Origin of the sequence: Marilutibacter aestuarii (assembly GCF_006546775.1) — a bacterium.
In the GTDB taxonomy this organism is placed as follows: domain Bacteria; phylum Pseudomonadota; class Gammaproteobacteria; order Xanthomonadales; family Xanthomonadaceae; genus Marilutibacter; species Marilutibacter aestuarii.
This window is the reverse complement of record NZ_VICE01000111.1, coordinates 73,604-89,819: the sequence shown is the minus strand read 5'-3', so window position 1 is coordinate 89,819 and position 16,216 is coordinate 73,604. Positions and strand designations below refer to the sequence as shown.

Annotated in this window: 15 protein-coding genes and 2 tRNA genes; all 17 read left to right on the top strand. The window is 66.9% G+C overall.

Features of this window, described 5'->3' with window-relative positions:
* Nucleotides 1–168 precede the first annotated feature (168 nt).
* The 17 genes from FKV25_RS12300 to rimP all read left to right on the top strand — a co-directional run bounded on the left by FKV25_RS12300 (nucleotide 169) and on the right by rimP (nucleotide 16,212).
* Nucleotides 169–253, top strand: a tRNA-Leu gene (locus FKV25_RS12300).
* A gap of 112 nt (nucleotides 254–365) precedes the next feature.
* The gene (locus FKV25_RS12295) at nucleotides 366–722 is read left to right on the top strand and encodes an NADH-quinone oxidoreductase subunit A (RefSeq protein ID WP_141519088.1); all 357 of its coding nucleotides are present in this window, start codon (nucleotides 366–368) and stop codon (nucleotides 720–722) included.
* Entirely contained in the window at nucleotides 713–1,285 is a 573-nt protein-coding gene (locus FKV25_RS12290) for a NuoB/complex I 20 kDa subunit family protein (protein ID WP_141519087.1), read from the top strand. Before FKV25_RS12295 ends, FKV25_RS12290 begins: the two co-directional genes overlap by 10 nt.
* Nucleotide 1,286: 1 nt before the next feature.
* A complete protein-coding gene (locus tag FKV25_RS12285; RefSeq protein ID WP_141519086.1) occupies nucleotides 1,287–2,015 on the top strand; it encodes an NADH-quinone oxidoreductase subunit C in 729 nt (242 codons plus the stop codon).
* A complete protein-coding gene (locus FKV25_RS12280) occupies nucleotides 2,012–3,310 on the top strand; it encodes an NADH-quinone oxidoreductase subunit D (protein ID WP_141519085.1) in 1,299 nt (432 codons plus the stop codon). The genes FKV25_RS12285 and FKV25_RS12280 overlap by 4 nt, the downstream gene beginning before the upstream one ends.
* Before the next feature lie 127 nt (nucleotides 3,311–3,437).
* A complete protein-coding gene (gene nuoE / locus FKV25_RS12275; RefSeq protein ID WP_141519084.1) occupies nucleotides 3,438–3,965 on the top strand; it encodes an NADH-quinone oxidoreductase subunit NuoE in 528 nt (175 codons plus the stop codon).
* A 10-nt stretch (nucleotides 3,966–3,975) separates the two neighbouring features.
* Nucleotides 3,976–5,331 (top strand): NADH-quinone oxidoreductase subunit NuoF, encoded by a 1,356-nt coding sequence (gene nuoF / locus FKV25_RS12270; RefSeq protein ID WP_141519083.1) that lies wholly within the window; start codon nucleotides 3,976–3,978, stop codon nucleotides 5,329–5,331.
* Nucleotides 5,328–7,571, top strand: a complete 2,244-nt coding sequence (gene nuoG, locus FKV25_RS12265) for an NADH-quinone oxidoreductase subunit NuoG (RefSeq protein ID WP_141519082.1) — start codon at nucleotides 5,328–5,330, stop codon at nucleotides 7,569–7,571. The genes nuoF and nuoG overlap by 4 nt, the downstream gene beginning before the upstream one ends.
* Before the next feature lie 2 nt (nucleotides 7,572–7,573).
* A complete protein-coding gene (nuoH, locus tag FKV25_RS12260) occupies nucleotides 7,574–8,635 on the top strand; it encodes an NADH-quinone oxidoreductase subunit NuoH (protein ID WP_141519081.1) in 1,062 nt (353 codons plus the stop codon).
* Nucleotides 8,636–8,644: 9 nt separating this feature from the next.
* The gene (gene nuoI / locus FKV25_RS12255) at nucleotides 8,645–9,133 is read left to right on the top strand and encodes an NADH-quinone oxidoreductase subunit NuoI (RefSeq protein WP_141519080.1); all 489 of its coding nucleotides are present in this window, start codon (nucleotides 8,645–8,647) and stop codon (nucleotides 9,131–9,133) included.
* Nucleotides 9,134–9,142: 9 nt separating this feature from the next.
* Nucleotides 9,143–9,793: an NADH-quinone oxidoreductase subunit J gene (locus FKV25_RS12250; protein ID WP_141519079.1), complete on the top strand. Its 651-nt coding sequence runs from the start codon at nucleotides 9,143–9,145 to the stop codon at nucleotides 9,791–9,793.
* Nucleotides 9,793–10,107 (top strand): NADH-quinone oxidoreductase subunit NuoK, encoded by a 315-nt coding sequence (gene nuoK, locus FKV25_RS12245; RefSeq protein WP_141519097.1) that lies wholly within the window; start codon nucleotides 9,793–9,795, stop codon nucleotides 10,105–10,107. Before FKV25_RS12250 ends, nuoK begins: the two co-directional genes overlap by 1 nt.
* A 13-nt stretch (nucleotides 10,108–10,120) precedes the next feature.
* Nucleotides 10,121–12,190, top strand: coding sequence for an NADH-quinone oxidoreductase subunit L (gene nuoL, locus FKV25_RS12240; protein ID WP_141519078.1), 2,070 nt, complete (start codon nucleotides 10,121–10,123; stop codon nucleotides 12,188–12,190).
* Nucleotides 12,191–12,227: 37 nt separating this feature from the next.
* Nucleotides 12,228–13,748, top strand: a complete 1,521-nt coding sequence (locus FKV25_RS12235) for an NADH-quinone oxidoreductase subunit M (RefSeq protein WP_141519096.1) — start codon at nucleotides 12,228–12,230, stop codon at nucleotides 13,746–13,748.
* 11 nt (nucleotides 13,749–13,759) lie between these two features.
* Nucleotides 13,760–15,205, top strand: a complete 1,446-nt coding sequence (nuoN, locus tag FKV25_RS12230; RefSeq protein ID WP_141519077.1) for an NADH-quinone oxidoreductase subunit NuoN — start codon at nucleotides 13,760–13,762, stop codon at nucleotides 15,203–15,205.
* Between the two features lie 84 nt (nucleotides 15,206–15,289).
* Nucleotides 15,290–15,366, top strand: a tRNA-Met gene (locus tag FKV25_RS12225).
* A gap of 237 nt (nucleotides 15,367–15,603) precedes the next feature.
* A complete protein-coding gene (gene rimP, locus FKV25_RS12220; RefSeq protein ID WP_141519076.1) occupies nucleotides 15,604–16,212 on the top strand; it encodes a ribosome maturation factor RimP in 609 nt (202 codons plus the stop codon).
* The last annotated feature ends 4 nt before the right edge of the window (nucleotides 16,213–16,216 follow it).

The window sequence follows — 16,216 nt, the reverse complement described above, 5'->3', positions numbered from 1 at the left end:
AGCCGGCGGCCGAAGCCGAGGCCCCGGCCGAGGGTGGTTGAGGCGGGCCAAACGGCCCCGGTACGAAAAAGTTTGAAGCGTTCGGCAGGGAAGACGGACGGCGATCAGTCATAATCGCGATGGGGTACGGTCGGTCGTACGGATCCCGGGTCACGGAAGACAGTCAATGCCCAGGTGGCGGAATTGGTAGACGCACTACCTTGAGGTGGTAGCGACTTAGGTCGTGGGGGTTCGAGTCCCCCCTTGGGCACCATTCATTCGGGATCTCCGGCAACACCCGCCTCGCGGGACCCTGCGGGAGCTCCCGGTGGCGCAGCCGCGCCGAGCCAAGCCGCGCTTGCGCGGCCATAGCCGAGAGAACACACGTGCTGGCCGAATACCTGCCGACCCTGCTGTTCCTGATCGTCGCCGGCGGTATCGGCGTCGCCCTGCTCATCGTGGGCAACGTGCTCGGGCCCAAGCGCCCGTCCGCGGAGAAGCTGGCACCCTACGAGTGCGGCTTCGAGGCGTTCGAGGACGCGCGCATGCAGTTCGACGTGCGCTACTACCTCATCGCCATCCAGTTCATCATTTTCGATCTCGAGATCATCTTCATCGTGCCCTGGGCGACGGTCTTCCGCGACCTGGGCATGGTCGGGCTGGTCGAGATGGGCCTGTTCGCCGGCATGCTGCTGCTCGGCTTCGTCTACGTCTGGAAGAAGGGAGCCCTGGAATGGGAGTGAGCGAGACCATCTCCGGACTGATGAACAACCCGCTGCCCGAAGGGCGGCTGGACGACATCCTGCGGCCGGAAGCGGACAACCCGGTGATGCAGCAGGGCTATGTCACCACCAGCATGGATGCGCTGTGGAACTGGGCGCGCACCGGCTCGATGTGGCCGATGACCTTCGGCCTGGCCTGCTGCGCCGTGGAGATGATGCACGCCGGCGCCGCGCGCCTGGACCTCGATCGCTACGGCGTCGTGTTCCGGCCCTCGCCGCGCCAGTCGGACGTGATGATCGTCGCCGGCACCCTGGTCAACAAGATGGCCCCGGCGTTGCGCAAGGTCTACGACCAGATGCCCGACCCCAAGTGGGTCATCTCGATGGGCAGCTGCGCCAACGGCGGCGGTTACTACCACTATTCCTATTCCGTGGTGCGCGGCTGCGACCGGATCGTCCCGGTCGACGTGTACGTGCCGGGCTGCCCGCCGACCGCCGAAGCGCTGGTCTACGGCATCCTCCAGTTGCAGCGGAAGATCCGCCGCGGCACCAATTTCGGCGACAACAAGCAGGGTATCCGCTGACATGGGCGAGAGGGTGACCGATTTCGTCGAGCGCCTGCGGGCGCGTTTCGCCGAAGCGGCGGTATCCGTCGCCGAGCCCCGCGGCGAGGTGACCGTCGACGTCGCCGCCGCGGACTGGTTCCAGACCGCCGTGGCCCTGCGCGACGAGTTCGGTTTCGAGCAGCTCGTCGACGTCAGCGGCGTGGACTACCTCAGCTACGGCAGCGACGAGTGGGACACGGACGTGTCTTCGGAAGGGTTCTCGCGCGGCGTGGAAGGCAAGAGCGCCGGGCGTTTCGCCTGGGGCGAGTCGCCCAACGGCGCCGCGGCGCTCCCCGAGCACCGCTTCGCGGCCGTCGCCCACCTGCTGTCGGTGGCGCACAACCTGCGCGTGCGCCTGCGCACCTTCGCCGAGAACGACGACCTGCCGGTGGTCGCCTCGCTGACCCCCGTGTGGCCGGGTGCCAACTGGTTCGAGCGCGAAGCCTTCGACCTCTACGGCATCCTCTTCGAGGGGCACCCCGACCTGCGCCGGATCCTCACCGACTACGGTTTCGTCGGCCATCCGTTCCGCAAGGACTTCCCGCTGATCGGCAACGTCGAAGTGCGTTACGACGCCGAGCGCAAGCGCGTGGTCTACGAGCCGGTCTCGATCGAACCGCGCGTCGGCGTGCCGCGCGTGATCCGCGACGATGCCCGCTACCAGACCGCCGTCGGCGAAGCCGCCCAGCGCGCGGAGGTGAAGAAATGAGCGCCGTGACCGTGCCCAACGCAAACACCTCGGGCCTGAACAACGCCGAGATCCGCAACTACACCTTCAACTTCGGCCCGCAGCACCCGGCCGCGCACGGCGTGTTGCGCCTGATCCTGGAGATGGACGGCGAGGTCGTGCAACGTGCCGATCCGCACATCGGCCTGCTGCACCGCGGCACCGAGAAGCTGGCGGAGTCCAAGCCGTTCAACCAGTCGATCGGCTACATGGACCGCCTGGATTACGTGTCGATGATGTGCAACGAGCACGCCTACGTGCGTGCCATCGAGACCCTGCTGGGGATCGAGGCGCCCGAACGCGCGCAGTACATCCGCACCCTGTTCGACGAGATCACCCGCATCCTCAACCACCTGATGTGGATCGGCTCCAACGCCCTGGACCTGGGCGCGATGGCCGTGTTCCTGTACGCGTTCCGCGAGCGCGAGGAACTGATGGACTGCTACGAGGCGGTGTCCGGCGCGCGCATGCACGCCGCCTACTACCGACCCGGCGGCGTGTACCGCGACCTGCCTTCGCAGATGCCGCGCTACAAGGAGTCGCCGTGGCGCAAGGGCGCGAAGTTGGCGCGCTTCAACGCCTGGCGCGAAGGCTCCATGCTCGATTACCTGGACGCGTTCGCCGACGATTTCCCGTCGCGCGTGGACGAGTACGAGACCCTGCTCACCAACAACCGCATCTGGAAGCAGCGCACCGTGGGCGTGGGCGTGATCCCGCCCGAGCAGGCGCTGGCCTGGGGCATGACCGGCCCGATGATCCGCGGTTCGGGCATCGCCTGGGACCTGCGCAAGAAGCAGCCGTACGCCAAGTACGCCGAGGTCGACTTCGACATCCCGGTCGGCGTCAACGGCGACTGCTACGACCGCTACCTCGTCCGCGTGGCCGAGATGCGCGAATCCACCCGCATCATCAAGCAGTGCGTGGCGTGGCTGAAGGCCAACCCGGGGCCGGTGATCGTCGACAACTTCAAGGTCGCGCCGCCCAAGCGCGAAGGCATGAAGGACGACATGGAAGCGCTGATCCACCACTTCAAGCTGTTCTCGGAAGGCTATTGCGTGCCGGCGGGCGAGACCTACGCCGCGGTCGAGGCGCCCAAGGGCGAGTTCGGCTGCTACCTGGTGTCCGATGGCGCCAACAAGCCGTTCCGCGTGAAGCTGCGCGCGCCGGGGTTCGCCCACCTGTCGTCGATGGACGAGGTGGTCAAGGGCCACATGCTGGCCGACGTGGTGGCGATGATCGGCACCTACGACATCGTGTTCGGCGAGATCGATCGATGAAAGGCCGTGATTGGGGATTGGTGATGGGTGATTCGCGAAGGCGGCGCACGCTCGTGTCCGCCGTCGCTTCCTGTCCCGTCGCCGGCTTCTTCCAATCACGAATCACGAACAGCGAATTGCAGCTCCCATGAAAGCGACCGGAAATTTCGAGGCTTGCCAGCACGTCGACCCGATGGTCGCGCTGTCGGACAAGACCCGTGCACACATCGACCACTGGCTGGCCAAGTTCCCGCCGGATCGCAAGCGCTCGGCCGTGCTGCAGGGCCTGCATGCGGCGCAGGAGCAGAACGAAGGCTGGCTGTCGGACGAGCTGATCGCGGCGGTGGCCAAGTACCTGGGCCTGCCCCCCGTGTGGGCCTACGAGGTCGCGAGCTTCTACTCGATGTTCGAGACCGAGAAGGTCGGCCGCAACAACGTCGCCTTCTGCACCAACATCAGCTGCTGGCTCAACGGCGCCGAGGACCTGGTCCGGCACGCCGAGAAGAAGCTCGGCTGCAAGCTCGGCGAATCGACCGCCGACGGGCGCGTGTTCCTCAAGCGCGAGGAAGAGTGCCTGGCGGCGTGCTGCGGCGCACCGGTGGTCGTGATCAATGGCCATTACCACGAGAAGCTCGATCCGGCCAAGGTCGACGAGCTCCTGGACGGACTGGAGTAAGGCGGAGGCAATGGCGCATCACGACTATTCCAAAGGTTACGGCCCGGTCGGTCCTGCCCCGCAGGAGCACAGCGTCGTCTACACGACGCTGCACTACGACACGCCCTGGTCCTACGAGAACTACCTCAAGACCGGTGGTTACGCCGCGCTGCGCAAGATCCTCACCGAGAAGATCCCGCAGGCCGACGTCATCGAGATGGTCAAGCAGTCCGGCCTGCGTGGCCGCGGCGGCGCGGGCTTCCCGACCGGCCTGAAGTGGAGCTTCATGCCCAAGGGCAGCGAAACCCAGAAATACATCCTGTGCAACTCGGACGAGTCCGAGCCGGGCACCGCCAAGGATCGCGACATCCTGCGCTACAACCCGCACGCGGTGGTCGAGGGCATGGCGATCGCCTGCTACGCGACCGGCTCGACGGTGGCGTACAACTACCTGCGCGGCGAGTTCCACCACGAACCCTTCGAGCACTTCGAGCAGGCGTTGAAGGAAGCCTACGAGCACGGCTGGCTCGGCAAGGACGTGCTCGGCAGCGGCGTGGACATCGACATTTACGGTGCGCTGGGCGCCGGCGCGTACATCTGCGGCGAGGAAACCGCCCTGATGGAATCGCTGGAAGGCAAGAAGGGCCAGCCGCGCTACAAGCCGCCGTTCCCGGCCAACTTCGGACTCTTCGGCAAGCCGACGACGATCAACAACACCGAGACCTATGCCTCGGTGCCCGCGATCGTGCGCAACGGGCCGGAGTGGTTCCTCAACCTGGGCAAGCCCAACAACGGGGGCGCCAAGGTGTTCTCGGTCTCGGGCCACGTCGCCCGCCCGGGCAACTACGAGATCCGCCTGGGCACCTCGTTCGCCGACCTGCTCGAGATGGCCGGCGGCATGCGCCCGGGCCGGACGCTGAAGGCGGTGATCCCCGGTGGCTCCTCGATGCCGGTACTGCCGGGCGAGGTGATGATGGGGCTGACCATGGACTACGACTCGATCCAGAAAGCGGGCTCCGGCCTGGGTTCGGGCGCGGTCGTGGTGATGGACGACAGCGCCTGCATGGTGCGCGCCTGCCAGCGCATCGCGCGCTTCTACTTCAAGGAAAGCTGCGGGCAGTGCACGCCGTGCCGCGAAGGCACCGGCTGGATGTACCGCATGCTGACGCGCATCGTCGAGAAGCAGGCGACGCTCGAGGACCTGGAGATGTTGCGCTCGGCCGCGGGCCAGATCGAGGGCCACACCATCTGTGCCTTCGGCGAGGCCGCCGCCTGGCCGGTGCAGGGCTTCCTGCGCCACTACTGGAACGAGTTCGAGTACGCCATCGTGAACAAGCGTTTCCTGGTCGACGACCAGGCCACGGGCACCGTGGAGAAGGCCGCATGAGCGCGCAGCCCGCCAACCCCAACGTCCCGCCCGACCACGTCACCATCGAGATCGACGGCGTCGAGATGTTCGCGCCGAAGGGTTCGATGGTCATCCAGGCCGCCGACAAGGCCGGCATCCCGATCCCGCGTTTCTGCTACCACGACAAGCTGTCGATCGCGGCGAACTGCCGCATGTGCCTGGTCGACGCGGAGATGGGCGGTCGCCCGTCGCCGAAGCCGCTGCCGGCCTGCGCGACGCCCGTCGCCGACGGCATGAAGGTCTTCACCCGCAACGAGAAGGCACTCAAGTCGCAGCGCAACGTCATGGAGTTCCTGCTGGTCAACCACCCGCTGGACTGCCCGATCTGCGACCAGGGCGGCGAGTGCGAGCTCCAGGACCTGTCGATGGGCTACGGCCGCTCGGTGAGCCGTTTCGTCGAGCGCAAGCGCGTGGTGCCGGACGAGGACATGGGGCCGCTGGTCGCCACCGAGATGACCCGCTGCATCCAGTGCACCCGCTGCGTGCGCTTCACCGCGGAGATCGCCGGCACCTACGAGCTGGGCGGCATGAGCCGTGGCGAGAACCTGCAGATCGGCACCTACGACGGCAAGCCGCTGACCACCGAGCTGTCGGGCAACGTGATCGACGTGTGCCCCGTCGGCGCGCTGACCAACAAGGTGTTCCAGTTCAAGGCCCGTCCCTGGGAGCTGACCGCGCGCGAGTCGCTGGGTTACCACGACGCCCTGGGCAGCAACCTGTACCTGCACGTGCGCCGCGGCGACGTGCTGCGCGCGGTGCCGCGCGACAACGACGACGTCAACGAGTGCTGGCTCTCGGACCGCGACCGGTACTCGCACCAGGGCCTGTACGCCGCCGATCGCGCGACGGCCCCGATGCTCAAGGTCGACGGCCAGTGGCGCGAGGCCGGCTGGGACGAGGCCCTGGCGCGCGCGGTCGCGATCCTGCGTGAAAACGGCGCCGACAACCTGGGCATGCTGGTCCACCCGGCCACCTCGAACGAGGAGGGCGAGCTGCTGGCCCGCCTGGCCGAAGCGCTGGGCACCGGCAACCTCGACCATCGCATCAGCCAGTCCGACCTGACCGACGCCGCGGTGGCCGAAGCCTTCGCGATGCCGGTCGCCGCGCTGGAGGAGGCCGACCTCGTCGTCATCGTCGGCAGCCACCTGCGCCACGAGCTGCCGCTGGTGCACCAGCGCGTGCGCAAGGCATGGCGCAAGGGCGCACGCGTGGTGGTCGTCAACCCGGTCGACTTCGACTTCGCCTTCGACATCGCCGACAAGCGCATCGTGCCGCCCTCGGCGATCGCCGCTGCGCTGGACGACGCCGGACTGGCCCAGGCGCTGGGCGAGGCGAAGCACGCCGCGATCATCGTCGGTGCGCTGGCCGAGAACAGCCTGCATGCCGCCGCGATCCGCAAGGCGGCGGCCGGCCTGGCCGCGAACAGCGGCGCCCGACTGTGCCGCATCCCCCAGGGCGCCAACGCGCTCGGGCTTGCCGATGCGGGCGTGCTGCCGAGCTCGCGCGACGCCAAGTCCATGCTCGCCGAGCCGCGTGCGGCCTATGTCATCTACGGCATCGAGCCGGGCCTGGACTTCGCTTCGGCCGGCAATGCGATGAAGGCCCTGTCCGCCGCCCAGGTGGTCGCGTTCAGCCAGTTCGCCTGCCAGTCCACGCTGGCCGTGGCCGACGTGATCCTGCCGATCGGGGCGTTGCCCGAGATCGACGCCACCCTGACCAACCTGGAGGGTCGCCGGCAGGTGACCCAGGCCGGCGGCAAGCTGCCGGGTGAAGCGCGCGCCGGCTGGCGCGTGCTGCGCGCCCTGGGTGGCGCGCTGCAGGCACCGGGCTTCGAGTTCACCGACCTGGCCGGCCTGCGCTCGGGCATGGTCGCGCGCAATGTCGCGCCGGTGGCCGGGCTGGCGCCCTACCTGTCCAACGAAGGGCTGGAAGTGGTGGCGTCCACCGGCATCTACCGCAGCGATGCGGTCGTGCGTCGCGCGCCCGCGCTGCAGGCCCATCCGCTCAATGGCGGTCCGTCGGCGCGGCTCAACCCGGCCGATGCCTCGGCGCTGGGCCTCGACGACGGAGCGATGGGCAAGTTCACCGCCACCGCCGGCACCGCCACCCTGCCGGTGTCGGTCGACGCGCGCGTCACCCCCGGCACGGTGCTGATCGAAGCCGGGCACGGTGCGACCGCGCCGCTCGGACATGGCCGCGTCAACGCGGGGAGGGCCTGATCATGCTGGCAAGCTACGTCGACCCGATCCATGCATGGTTCGCGTCCCTGGGCACCTTCGGTATGCTCGCCTGGATCGTGCTCAAGATCCTGCTGATCGCCATGCCGGTGATCATCACCGTGGCCTTCTACGTGGTGTGGGAGCGCAAGCTCATTGGCTGGATGCATGTCCGCCATGGGCCGATGTACGTGGGCATGGGCATCTTCCAGGCCTTCGCCGACGTGTTCAAGCTGCTGTTCAAGGAGGTCATCCAGCCCACCCGGGCCGAGCCCTTCCTGTACAAGTTCGCGCCGCTGCTGACGCTCGCACCGGCCTTCGCCGCCTGGGCGGTGGTGCCCTTCGACGCGAAGCTCGTGCTTTCCAATGCCAACGCCGGCCTGCTCTACCTGCTGGCGATGACCTCGCTGGGCGTCTACGGCATCATCCTGGCGGGCTGGGCGTCCAACTCCAAGTACGCCTTCCTCGGCGCCATGCGCGCCGCCGCGCAGGTGGTCTCCTATGAGATCGCCATGGGCTTCGCGATGGTCGGCGTCATGGTGTCGGCCGGCAGCCTCAACCTCAGCCAGATCGTGATGGCGCAGTCGGGCAACGCCGGCCTGTTCGAGTGGTTCTGGCTGCCGCTGCTGCCGCTGTTCGTCGTCTACTTCATCTCCGGCGTCGCCGAGACCAACCGCGCGCCGTTCGACGTGGTGGAAGGCGAGTCGGAGATCGTGGCCGGCCACATGGTCGAGTATTCGGGCTCGGCGTTCGCGCTGTTCTTCCTGGCCGAATACGCCAACATGATCCTGATCAGCTTCCTGACCGCGATCTTCTTCCTCGGCGGCTGGCTGAGCCCGTTCCAGGGCCTGGGCATCCCGTTCCTGTCGGTCGACGGCTGGTGGTGGCTGCTGGCCAAGGTGTTCTTCTTCGCCAGCTGCTTCATCTGGTTCCGGGCGTCCTTCCCGCGCTACCGCTACGACCAGATCATGCGGCTGGGCTGGAAGGTGTTCATTCCGATCACGATCGCCTGGATCTGCGTGACCGCACTGATGGCGTACTTTGGCGTGTTCGAGCCGGGGCAATAAGGCAGAGGCATGAATCGAATCGTTTCCTACTTCAAGAGCCTCCTGCTCCTCGAGCTGCTGCAAGGGCTTGGACTGACGTTCAAGTACCTGTTCCGGCCGAAGTACACGTTGATGTACCCGATGGAGAAGACGCCGCAGTCGCCGCGCTTCCGCGGCATCCACGCCCTGCGTCGCTATCCGAACGGCGAGGAGCGCTGCATCGCGTGCAAGCTGTGCGAGGCGGTCTGCCCCGCGCTGGCGATCACCATCGACTCGGAGAAGCGCGAGGACGGCACACGCCGCACCACGCGCTACGATATCGACCTGTTCAAGTGCATCTTCTGCGGGTTCTGCGAGGAATCCTGCCCGGTGGACTCGATCGTCGAGACGCACATCCACGAATACCACTTCGACCAGCGCGGACAGAACATCGTCACCAAGCCGCAGCTGCTGGCGATCGGCGACCGGCTCGAGGCCGAGATCGCCGAGCGCCGCGCTGCCGACGCGCCCTTCCGCTGAGTGCATGGCATGGATCTCGTAACTATCGCCTTCTACCTGTTCGCCTCCGCCGCCGTGCTGTCGGCGCTGGCGGTCATCACGATGAAGAACCCGGTCCACGCCGTGCTCTCGCTGGTGCTGACCTTCTTCTCCGTGGCCTGCGTGTGGATCATCGGCGGCGCCGAGTTCCTCGGGGTCGCGTTGATCCTGGTCTACGTCGGCGCGGTGATGGTGCTGTTCCTGTTCGTGGTGATGATGCTCGACATCGACGTCGCGCCGCTGCGCGAGGGCTTCGTCCGGTTCCTTCCGGTGGGCCTCGTGGTCGCGGTCGTCATGCTCGTCGAGATCCTGGTGCTGATCGGCGTCAAGGCGCAGATGAGCGTGCCGCTGGCTGTCGACGCGGCCGAGGCCGAGGGCCTGTCGAACACCGCCTGGCTCGCCAGCGCGCTGTTCACGAAGTTCCTGTTGCCGTTCGAAGTCGCCGCCGTGATCCTCACCGTGGCGGTGATCGCCGCGGTCATGCTGACCCTGCGCCGCCGCGGGGGCACCAAGCACCAGGATCCCGCCGCCCAGACGCGCGTGCGTGCCGTCGACCGCGTGCGCATGGTGAAGATGGATGCCGAGCGACCGCGCGTCGCCCCGGGCGATGCCGCCGACGAGGCCGGGGAGGCCCAGCCATGATGCTCGAAAGCCTGACCACCGGCCATTTCCTGGCGCTCGGCGCCGCGCTGTTCTGCATCAGCGTCGCCGGCATCTTCGTCAACCGCAAGAACGTGATCGTCCTGTTGATGTGCATCGAGCTGATGCTGCTCTCGGTCAACATCAACTTCATCGCCTTCTCGCGCCAGCTGGGCGATCCCGCCGGCCAGGTCTTCGTCTTCTTCATCCTGACCGTGGCCGCGGCCGAGGCCGCCATCGGCCTGGCGATCCTGGTCACCCTGTTCCGCAACCGGCGCACGATCAACGTCGCCGAAATCGATTCGATGAAGGGCTGATCCGATGACGGGTATGGAACACGCCATCTCCAGGTCCATGCTGCTGGCCATCGTGCTGGCACCGCTGCTGGGTTCGATCATCGCCGGCCTGTTCGGCCGCCAGGTCGGCCGCGCCGGCGCGCACTCGGTGACCATCCTCGGCGTCGCCGCGAGCTGCGCGATGTCCGCCTACGTCCTGTGGCAGCTGGCGGGGCAGGGCGCGGCGCCGTTCAACGAGAACCTCTACACCTGGTTCCAGGTGGGCGGCTACGAAGCCCACGTCGGCTTCATGGTCGACAAGCTGACCGCGATGATGATGGTCGTGGTGACCTTCGTTTCGCTGCTCGTGCACGTCTACACCATCGGCTACATGCACGAGGATCCGGGTTACCAGCGTTTCTTCAGCTACATCTCGCTGTTCACCTTCTCGATGCTCATGCTGGTGATGAGCAACAACTTCCTCCAGCTGTTCTTCGGTTGGGAAGCGGTGGGCCTGGTGTCCTACCTGCTGATCGGCTTCTGGTTCAAGAAGCCGACCGCGGTGTTCGCCAACATGAAGGCCTTCCTGGTCAACCGCGTCGGCGACTTCGGCTTCCTGCTCGGTATCGCCGGCATCCTGCTGATGTTCGGCTCGCTGGACTACGGCGTCGTGTTCGCCAATGCGCCCAGCCTGCTGGAAGGGTCGACGATCTCGATCCTCGCCGGCCATGAATGGTCGGTCGCCACGGTCATCTGCATCTGCCTGTTCATCGGTGCGATGGGCAAGTCGGCCCAGGTGCCGCTGCACGTGTGGCTGCCCGACTCGATGGAAGGCCCGACCCCGATCTCGGCGCTGATCCATGCCGCGACGATGGTCACCGCCGGCATCTTCATGGTGGCGCGCATGTCGCCGCTGTTCGAGATGAGCCAGACCGCGCTGGAGTTCGTGCTGTTCATCGGCGCGACGACGGCGTTCTTCACCGGCCTGATCGGCATCGTGCAGAACGACATCAAGCGCGTGGTCGCGTACTCCACGCTGTCGCAGCTGGGCTACATGACCGTCGCGCTGGGCGTGTCGGCCTACAGCGCCGCGGTGTTCCACCTGATGACCCACGCCTTCTTCAAGGCGCTGCTGTTCCTGGCGGCCGGCTCGGTGATCATCGGCATGCACCACGAGCAGGACATGCGCAGGATGGGCGGCCTGCGCAAGTACATGCCGATCACCTACTGGACCAGCCTGATCGGTACCCTGGCCCTGGTCGGCACGCCGTTCTTCAGCGGCTTCTACTCCAAGGACACCATCATCGAGGCGGCCCACCACGCGGCCACCGGCGAGCACGCGACCTGGGTGTCGCAGTACGCCTACTGGGCGGTGCTGCTGGGTGCGTTCGTGACGGCGTTCTACAGCTTCCGCCTGCTCTACATGACCTTCCACGGCAAGGAGCGCTTCCGCGAGGTCGCGGCCCATGGCCACGATGCGCACGCGCACGACGACCACGGCCACCATGGGCCGGTCGAGCCGCACGAGTCGCCCTGGGTGGTGACGGTGCCGCTGGTGCTGCTGGCGATCCCGTCGGTCCTGGTCGGCTTCTTCACCGTCGGCCCCATGCTGTTCGGCACCGACTGGAGCGGCCACCACGAGCGGCTGCCGTTCTTCCTCGGCGCGATCGACCTGTCGGTGGCGCGCGACACGGTGATGGCCGTGGCGGAGGAGGTCTGGCACGGACCGGTCGCTTTCGCCCAGCATGGCTTCAAGGCGCCCGCGTTCTGGCTCGCATTCTCTGGTTTCGCGCTGGCCACGCTGATGTACCTGTTCAAGCCGGAACTGCCTGCCAAGGCGCGCCATGCGCTGGCCTGGCCGGTGCGCGTGCTCGAGAACAAGTACGGCTTCGACAACCTCTGGATCGACGGCTTCGCCGCGGGCGGCGTGCTCGTCGGACGTGCCTCGCGCGCCATCGACAGCAAGCTCATCGACGGCGTCATCGTCAATGGCAGCGCCCGGGTCGTGGAACTCGTCGCCCAGCTGGGCCGGCGCGGCCAGTCCGGTTACCTCTACCACTACGCATTCGTGATGATCGTCGGCCTGATCGTGCTCCTGGCCACCCTCATCCGGACCCTGACCTGACAAGGACCGCGACGTGAACCCCGAGCCCTTGAATGGCATGATTTCCCAGAGTTCTTTCCCCCTGCTGAGCCTGCTCGTCTGGCTGCCGATCCTCGGCGGCTTCGCGACCCTGGCGTTCGGCGATGCCCGCGCCAACGCTGCCCGCTGGTTCGCCACCGGCGTGGCGGTCGTCACCCTCGCGCTGAGCGTGTTGCTGCTCACCGGCTTCGACATGGCGAGCCCGGCGATGCAGTTCGCCGAGAGCCATGCCTGGATCCCGGCCTACGACATCCGCTACAGCCTGGGCGCGGACGGCATTTCGGTCGCGCTGATCGCGTTGACCACGCTGACCTCGGTGCTGGTGCTGATCGGTGCCTGGGGGTCGGTCGACAAGCGCGTCAACCAGTACTACGCGGCGTTCCTGGTCCTCGAGGGCCTGATGATCGGCGTGTTCAGCGCGCTCGACGCGATGCTGTTCTACGTGTTCTTCGAAGGCATGCTGATCCCGATGTTCATCATCATCGGCGTGTGGGGCGGACCGCGCCGGGTGTACGCCTCGGTGAAGTTCTTCCTCTATACCTTCCTGGGTTCGGTGTTCATGCTCATCGGCCTGATCTACCTGTACCTGAAGGGCGGCAGCTGGCAGCTCGCGGACATGTACCAGCTGCAGCTCGACGCCACCGAGCAGATGTGGCTGTTCTTCGCCTTCCTGGCCGCGTTCGCGGTGAAGGTGCCGATGTTCCCGGTGCATACCTGGTTGCCGGACGCCCACGTGGAGGCGCCGACTGCCGGTTCGGTCATCCTGGCCGCGATCATGCTGAAGATCGGTGGCTACGGCTTCCTGCGCTTCACCCTGCCGATCGTGCCCGACGCCGGCCACGAGTGGGCATGGCTGGTCATCGCCCTGAGCCTGGTGGCGGTGATCTACGTCGGCCTGGTCGCCCTGGTCCAGGACGACATGAAGAAGCTGATCGCCTACTCGTCGGTCGCGCACATGGGCTTCGTCACCCTGGGCACCTTCATCGTGTTCGGCCTGGTCCGCGACTTCGGCAACCTGGACGCCGCGCGCCTGGCCCTGCAGGGCGCGATGGTGCAGATGATCAGCCACGGCTTCGTGTCCGGCGCGATGTTCAGTTGCGTCGGCGTGCTGTACGACCGCATGCACAGCCGCATGATCAAGGACTACGGCGGCGTCGCCAACGTGATGCCGTGGTTCGCCGCGTTCGTGGTCCTGTTCGCGATGGCCAATGCGGGCCTGCCGGGCACCTCGGGCTTCGTCGGCGAGTTCATGGTGATCCTGGCCGCCTTCCAGAAGCATCCGCTGATCGCGTTCGGCGCGGCGACCACCCTGGTCATCGGTGCCGCCTACACGCTGTGGCTGGTCAAGCGGACCATCTGGGGCGAGGTGGGCAACGCCCACGTGGCGGAGCTGAAGGACATCAATGCACGCGAAGGTTTCGTCCTGGGCGTGTTTGCCATCGGCGTGCTGGTGCTGGGCATCTGGCCCAAGCCGCTCACCGACCTGATGGAGCCCTCCATCGCGAATCTGGCGACCCACATCGCCACGTCGAAGCTTTGAGGTTGTAGCGCATGATCATGCCTGTACGCACCGCCGCGGACCTGCTGCCCCTGCTGCCTGAACTGGTGGTGGTCTCGGGTGCCTTCGCGCTGCTGATGCTGGACCTCTTCATCGGCGAAAGCCGCCGCGTGCTCACACACGCGCTGGGCGTGGCGCTGCTGCTGGTCGTGGCCGTGATGGTCGCCACCGGCGTGGGCGGCGACGGCGAGATCCTGAGCGGCATGTTCGTGCGCGACACCGCCGCCAACGTGCTCAAGACGGTGATCTGCGCGGTGTCCGCGCTGGCGATGGTCTACGCCTGGCCGTTCCTGCGTGCCCGTGGGCTCTACAAGGGCGAGATCACCGTGCTGATGCTGTTCGCGGTGCTCGGCATGATGTTGATGGTCTCGGCCAACTCGCTGGTCATGGTCTACGTTGGCCTGGAGATGCTCGCGCTGTGCTCCTACGCGCTCGTGGTCTGCGATCGCGACAGCCCGCTGGCCTCGGAGGCGGGCATCAAGTACTTCGTCCTCGGTGCGCTGGCGTCCGGCCTGCTGCTCTACGGCCTTTCGCTCGTCTACGGCGCGACCGGCACGCTGGACCTGCACGGGATCGCCGCGGCGGCGGCGCAGGCCCAGTCCTCGACGATGCTCATCACCGGCGTCGCCTTCGTCGTCGCCGGCGTGGCGTTCAAGTTCGGCGCGGCGCCGTTCCACATGTGGCTGCCCGACGTCTACCAGGGGGCCCCGACTCCCATCACGCTGTTCATCGGCTCCGCGCCCAAGCTGGCCGCCTTCGGCATGGCCTACCGCCTGCTCGAGGTCGCTGTCGGCCCGCTCGACGACCACTGGCGGATGATGCTGGCCGGCCTGGCCGTGCTGTCGCTCGCCTTCGGCAACCTCGGCGCGCTGGTGCAGACCAACTTCAAGCGCCTGCTGGCGTATTCCACCATCTCGCACGTGGGCTTCCTGTTCGTCGGCCTGGCCGGAGGCGGTGCGCAGGGCTTCTCGGCGGCGATGTTCTACGCGATCAGCTACGCGCTGATGTCGGCCGCCGGCTTCGGCGCGATCATCATGCTCTCGAGCCGTGGCTTCGAGGCCGACCGGATCGACGACTTCAAGGGCCTCAATGCTCGCAACCCGTGGATGGCGGGGCTGGTGCTGTGCGTGATGGCTTCGCTGGCCGGCGTGCCGCCGTTCCTCGGCTTCTGGGCCAAGCTTGCCGTCCTGGGCGCCGCGCTCGATGGCGACATGATGTGGCTGGCCCTGGTCGGCGTGGTGTTCGCGGTGATCGGCGCCTTCTATTACCTGCGCGTGATCAAGGCGATGTACTTCGACGTGCCCGACGGCACGATGCCCACGCCCACCGTCGGCCGGCCGATGGGCATCGTGTTCGGCGTCAACGCCCTGTCGCTGCTGGTGCTGGGCCTGGCCTGGAACCCGATCATGGCGTGGTGCATCAAGGCGTTTGCGGCCTGAACGATGCGCGAAAGCGTTCCGTCGCCTGTCGATGCAAATGAAGGGTTGCCAAGCAACGCTTCACTGCTATAATAGGCGGCCTGATGCGGGGTGGAGCAGTCTGGCAGCTCGTCGGGCTCATAACCCGAAGGTCGCAGGTTCAAATCCTGCCCCCGCTACCAGCTTCGATCCAAGGATTGCAGGTGTCAGGCAATCCTAAAATGAAGCCTCGTTAGGAGGCTTTAATTTTTGGATCAGGGCTTGGGCTTGAGTGATCGCGTTCTGCTCGCGTGGTCACGCCGAAATCCAGCAGTGCCGGACAAGGGGCCCAATGGGCCCTTTGTTGTTTCCCCGGGTCGCTTCGTGCGGCCCGCCTGGAATCTGGAAGGCAAGGCGCAATCGCAGGAGACTACGACCGCGTGACGGACAAGGCATCCCAAATCTCGGCACTGCTGGCCCCGACGGTGACGTCGCTGGGCCTCGAGCTGCTTGGCGTGGAGTATCTCCCGTCGCCCGGCGGTGCGGTGCTCAGGCTCTACATCGACCTCCCGGCAGCAGGCGAGGGCGGCGAGCCGCCGCGCGCGGTCGGCATCGAGGACTGCGAGGCGGTCAGCCGCGAGGTGTCCGCGCAGCTCGACGTCGAGGACCCGATCTCGGGGAACTACACGCTCGAAGTCTCGTCGCCGGGGCTGGACCGCCCGCTGTTCAACGCCGCGCAGTTCCAGCGCTTCGCGGGCGAGTCCGCGAAGGTGGTGCTGAAGCTGCCGCAGGACGGCCGCCGTCGCCTGCAGGGACGGATCGCCAAGGTCGCCGGCGACGCGGTCACCTTCGAGCTGGACGGCAGCGAGTTCGTCGTTTCCGTCGACAACATCGAGAAGGCCCGCCTGGTGCCCGACTGGGCGGCCCTGGGCATGGCGCCGGTCAAGCCCGGCAAGAACCCGCCACGGCGCGAGACCCGCGCCGCCGGCAAGAACACCGACAAACCAACCAAGAAGCCGGCGACCGACGGGTCGAACACGGCGGAGTGAAGTA

Bases quoted from the DNA above. Each gene is read 5' to 3' on its own strand.
- FKV25_RS12290 (WP_141519087.1), top strand. From the start codon at position 713: ATGGGAGTGAGCGAGACCATCTCCGGACTGATGAACAACCCGCTGCCC.
- FKV25_RS12285 (WP_141519086.1), top strand. From the start codon at position 1,287: ATGGGCGAGAGGGTGACCGATTTCGTCGAGCGCCTGCGGGCGCGTTTC.
- FKV25_RS12280 (WP_141519085.1), top strand. From the start codon at position 2,012: ATGAGCGCCGTGACCGTGCCCAACGCAAACACCTCGGGCCTGAACAAC.
- nuoE (WP_141519084.1), top strand. From the start codon at position 3,438: ATGAAAGCGACCGGAAATTTCGAGGCTTGCCAGCACGTCGACCCGATG.
- nuoF (WP_141519083.1), top strand. From the start codon at position 3,976: ATGGCGCATCACGACTATTCCAAAGGTTACGGCCCGGTCGGTCCTGCC.
- nuoG (WP_141519082.1), top strand. From the start codon at position 5,328: ATGAGCGCGCAGCCCGCCAACCCCAACGTCCCGCCCGACCACGTCACC.
- nuoH (WP_141519081.1), top strand. From the start codon at position 7,574: ATGCTGGCAAGCTACGTCGACCCGATCCATGCATGGTTCGCGTCCCTG.
- nuoI (WP_141519080.1), top strand. From the start codon at position 8,645: ATGAATCGAATCGTTTCCTACTTCAAGAGCCTCCTGCTCCTCGAGCTG.
- FKV25_RS12250 (WP_141519079.1), top strand. From the start codon at position 9,143: ATGGATCTCGTAACTATCGCCTTCTACCTGTTCGCCTCCGCCGCCGTG.
- nuoK (WP_141519097.1), top strand. From the start codon at position 9,793: ATGCTCGAAAGCCTGACCACCGGCCATTTCCTGGCGCTCGGCGCCGCG.
- nuoL (WP_141519078.1), top strand. From the start codon at position 10,121: ATGGAACACGCCATCTCCAGGTCCATGCTGCTGGCCATCGTGCTGGCA.
- FKV25_RS12235 (WP_141519096.1), top strand. From the start codon at position 12,228: ATGATTTCCCAGAGTTCTTTCCCCCTGCTGAGCCTGCTCGTCTGGCTG.
- nuoN (WP_141519077.1), top strand. From the start codon at position 13,760: ATGATCATGCCTGTACGCACCGCCGCGGACCTGCTGCCCCTGCTGCCT.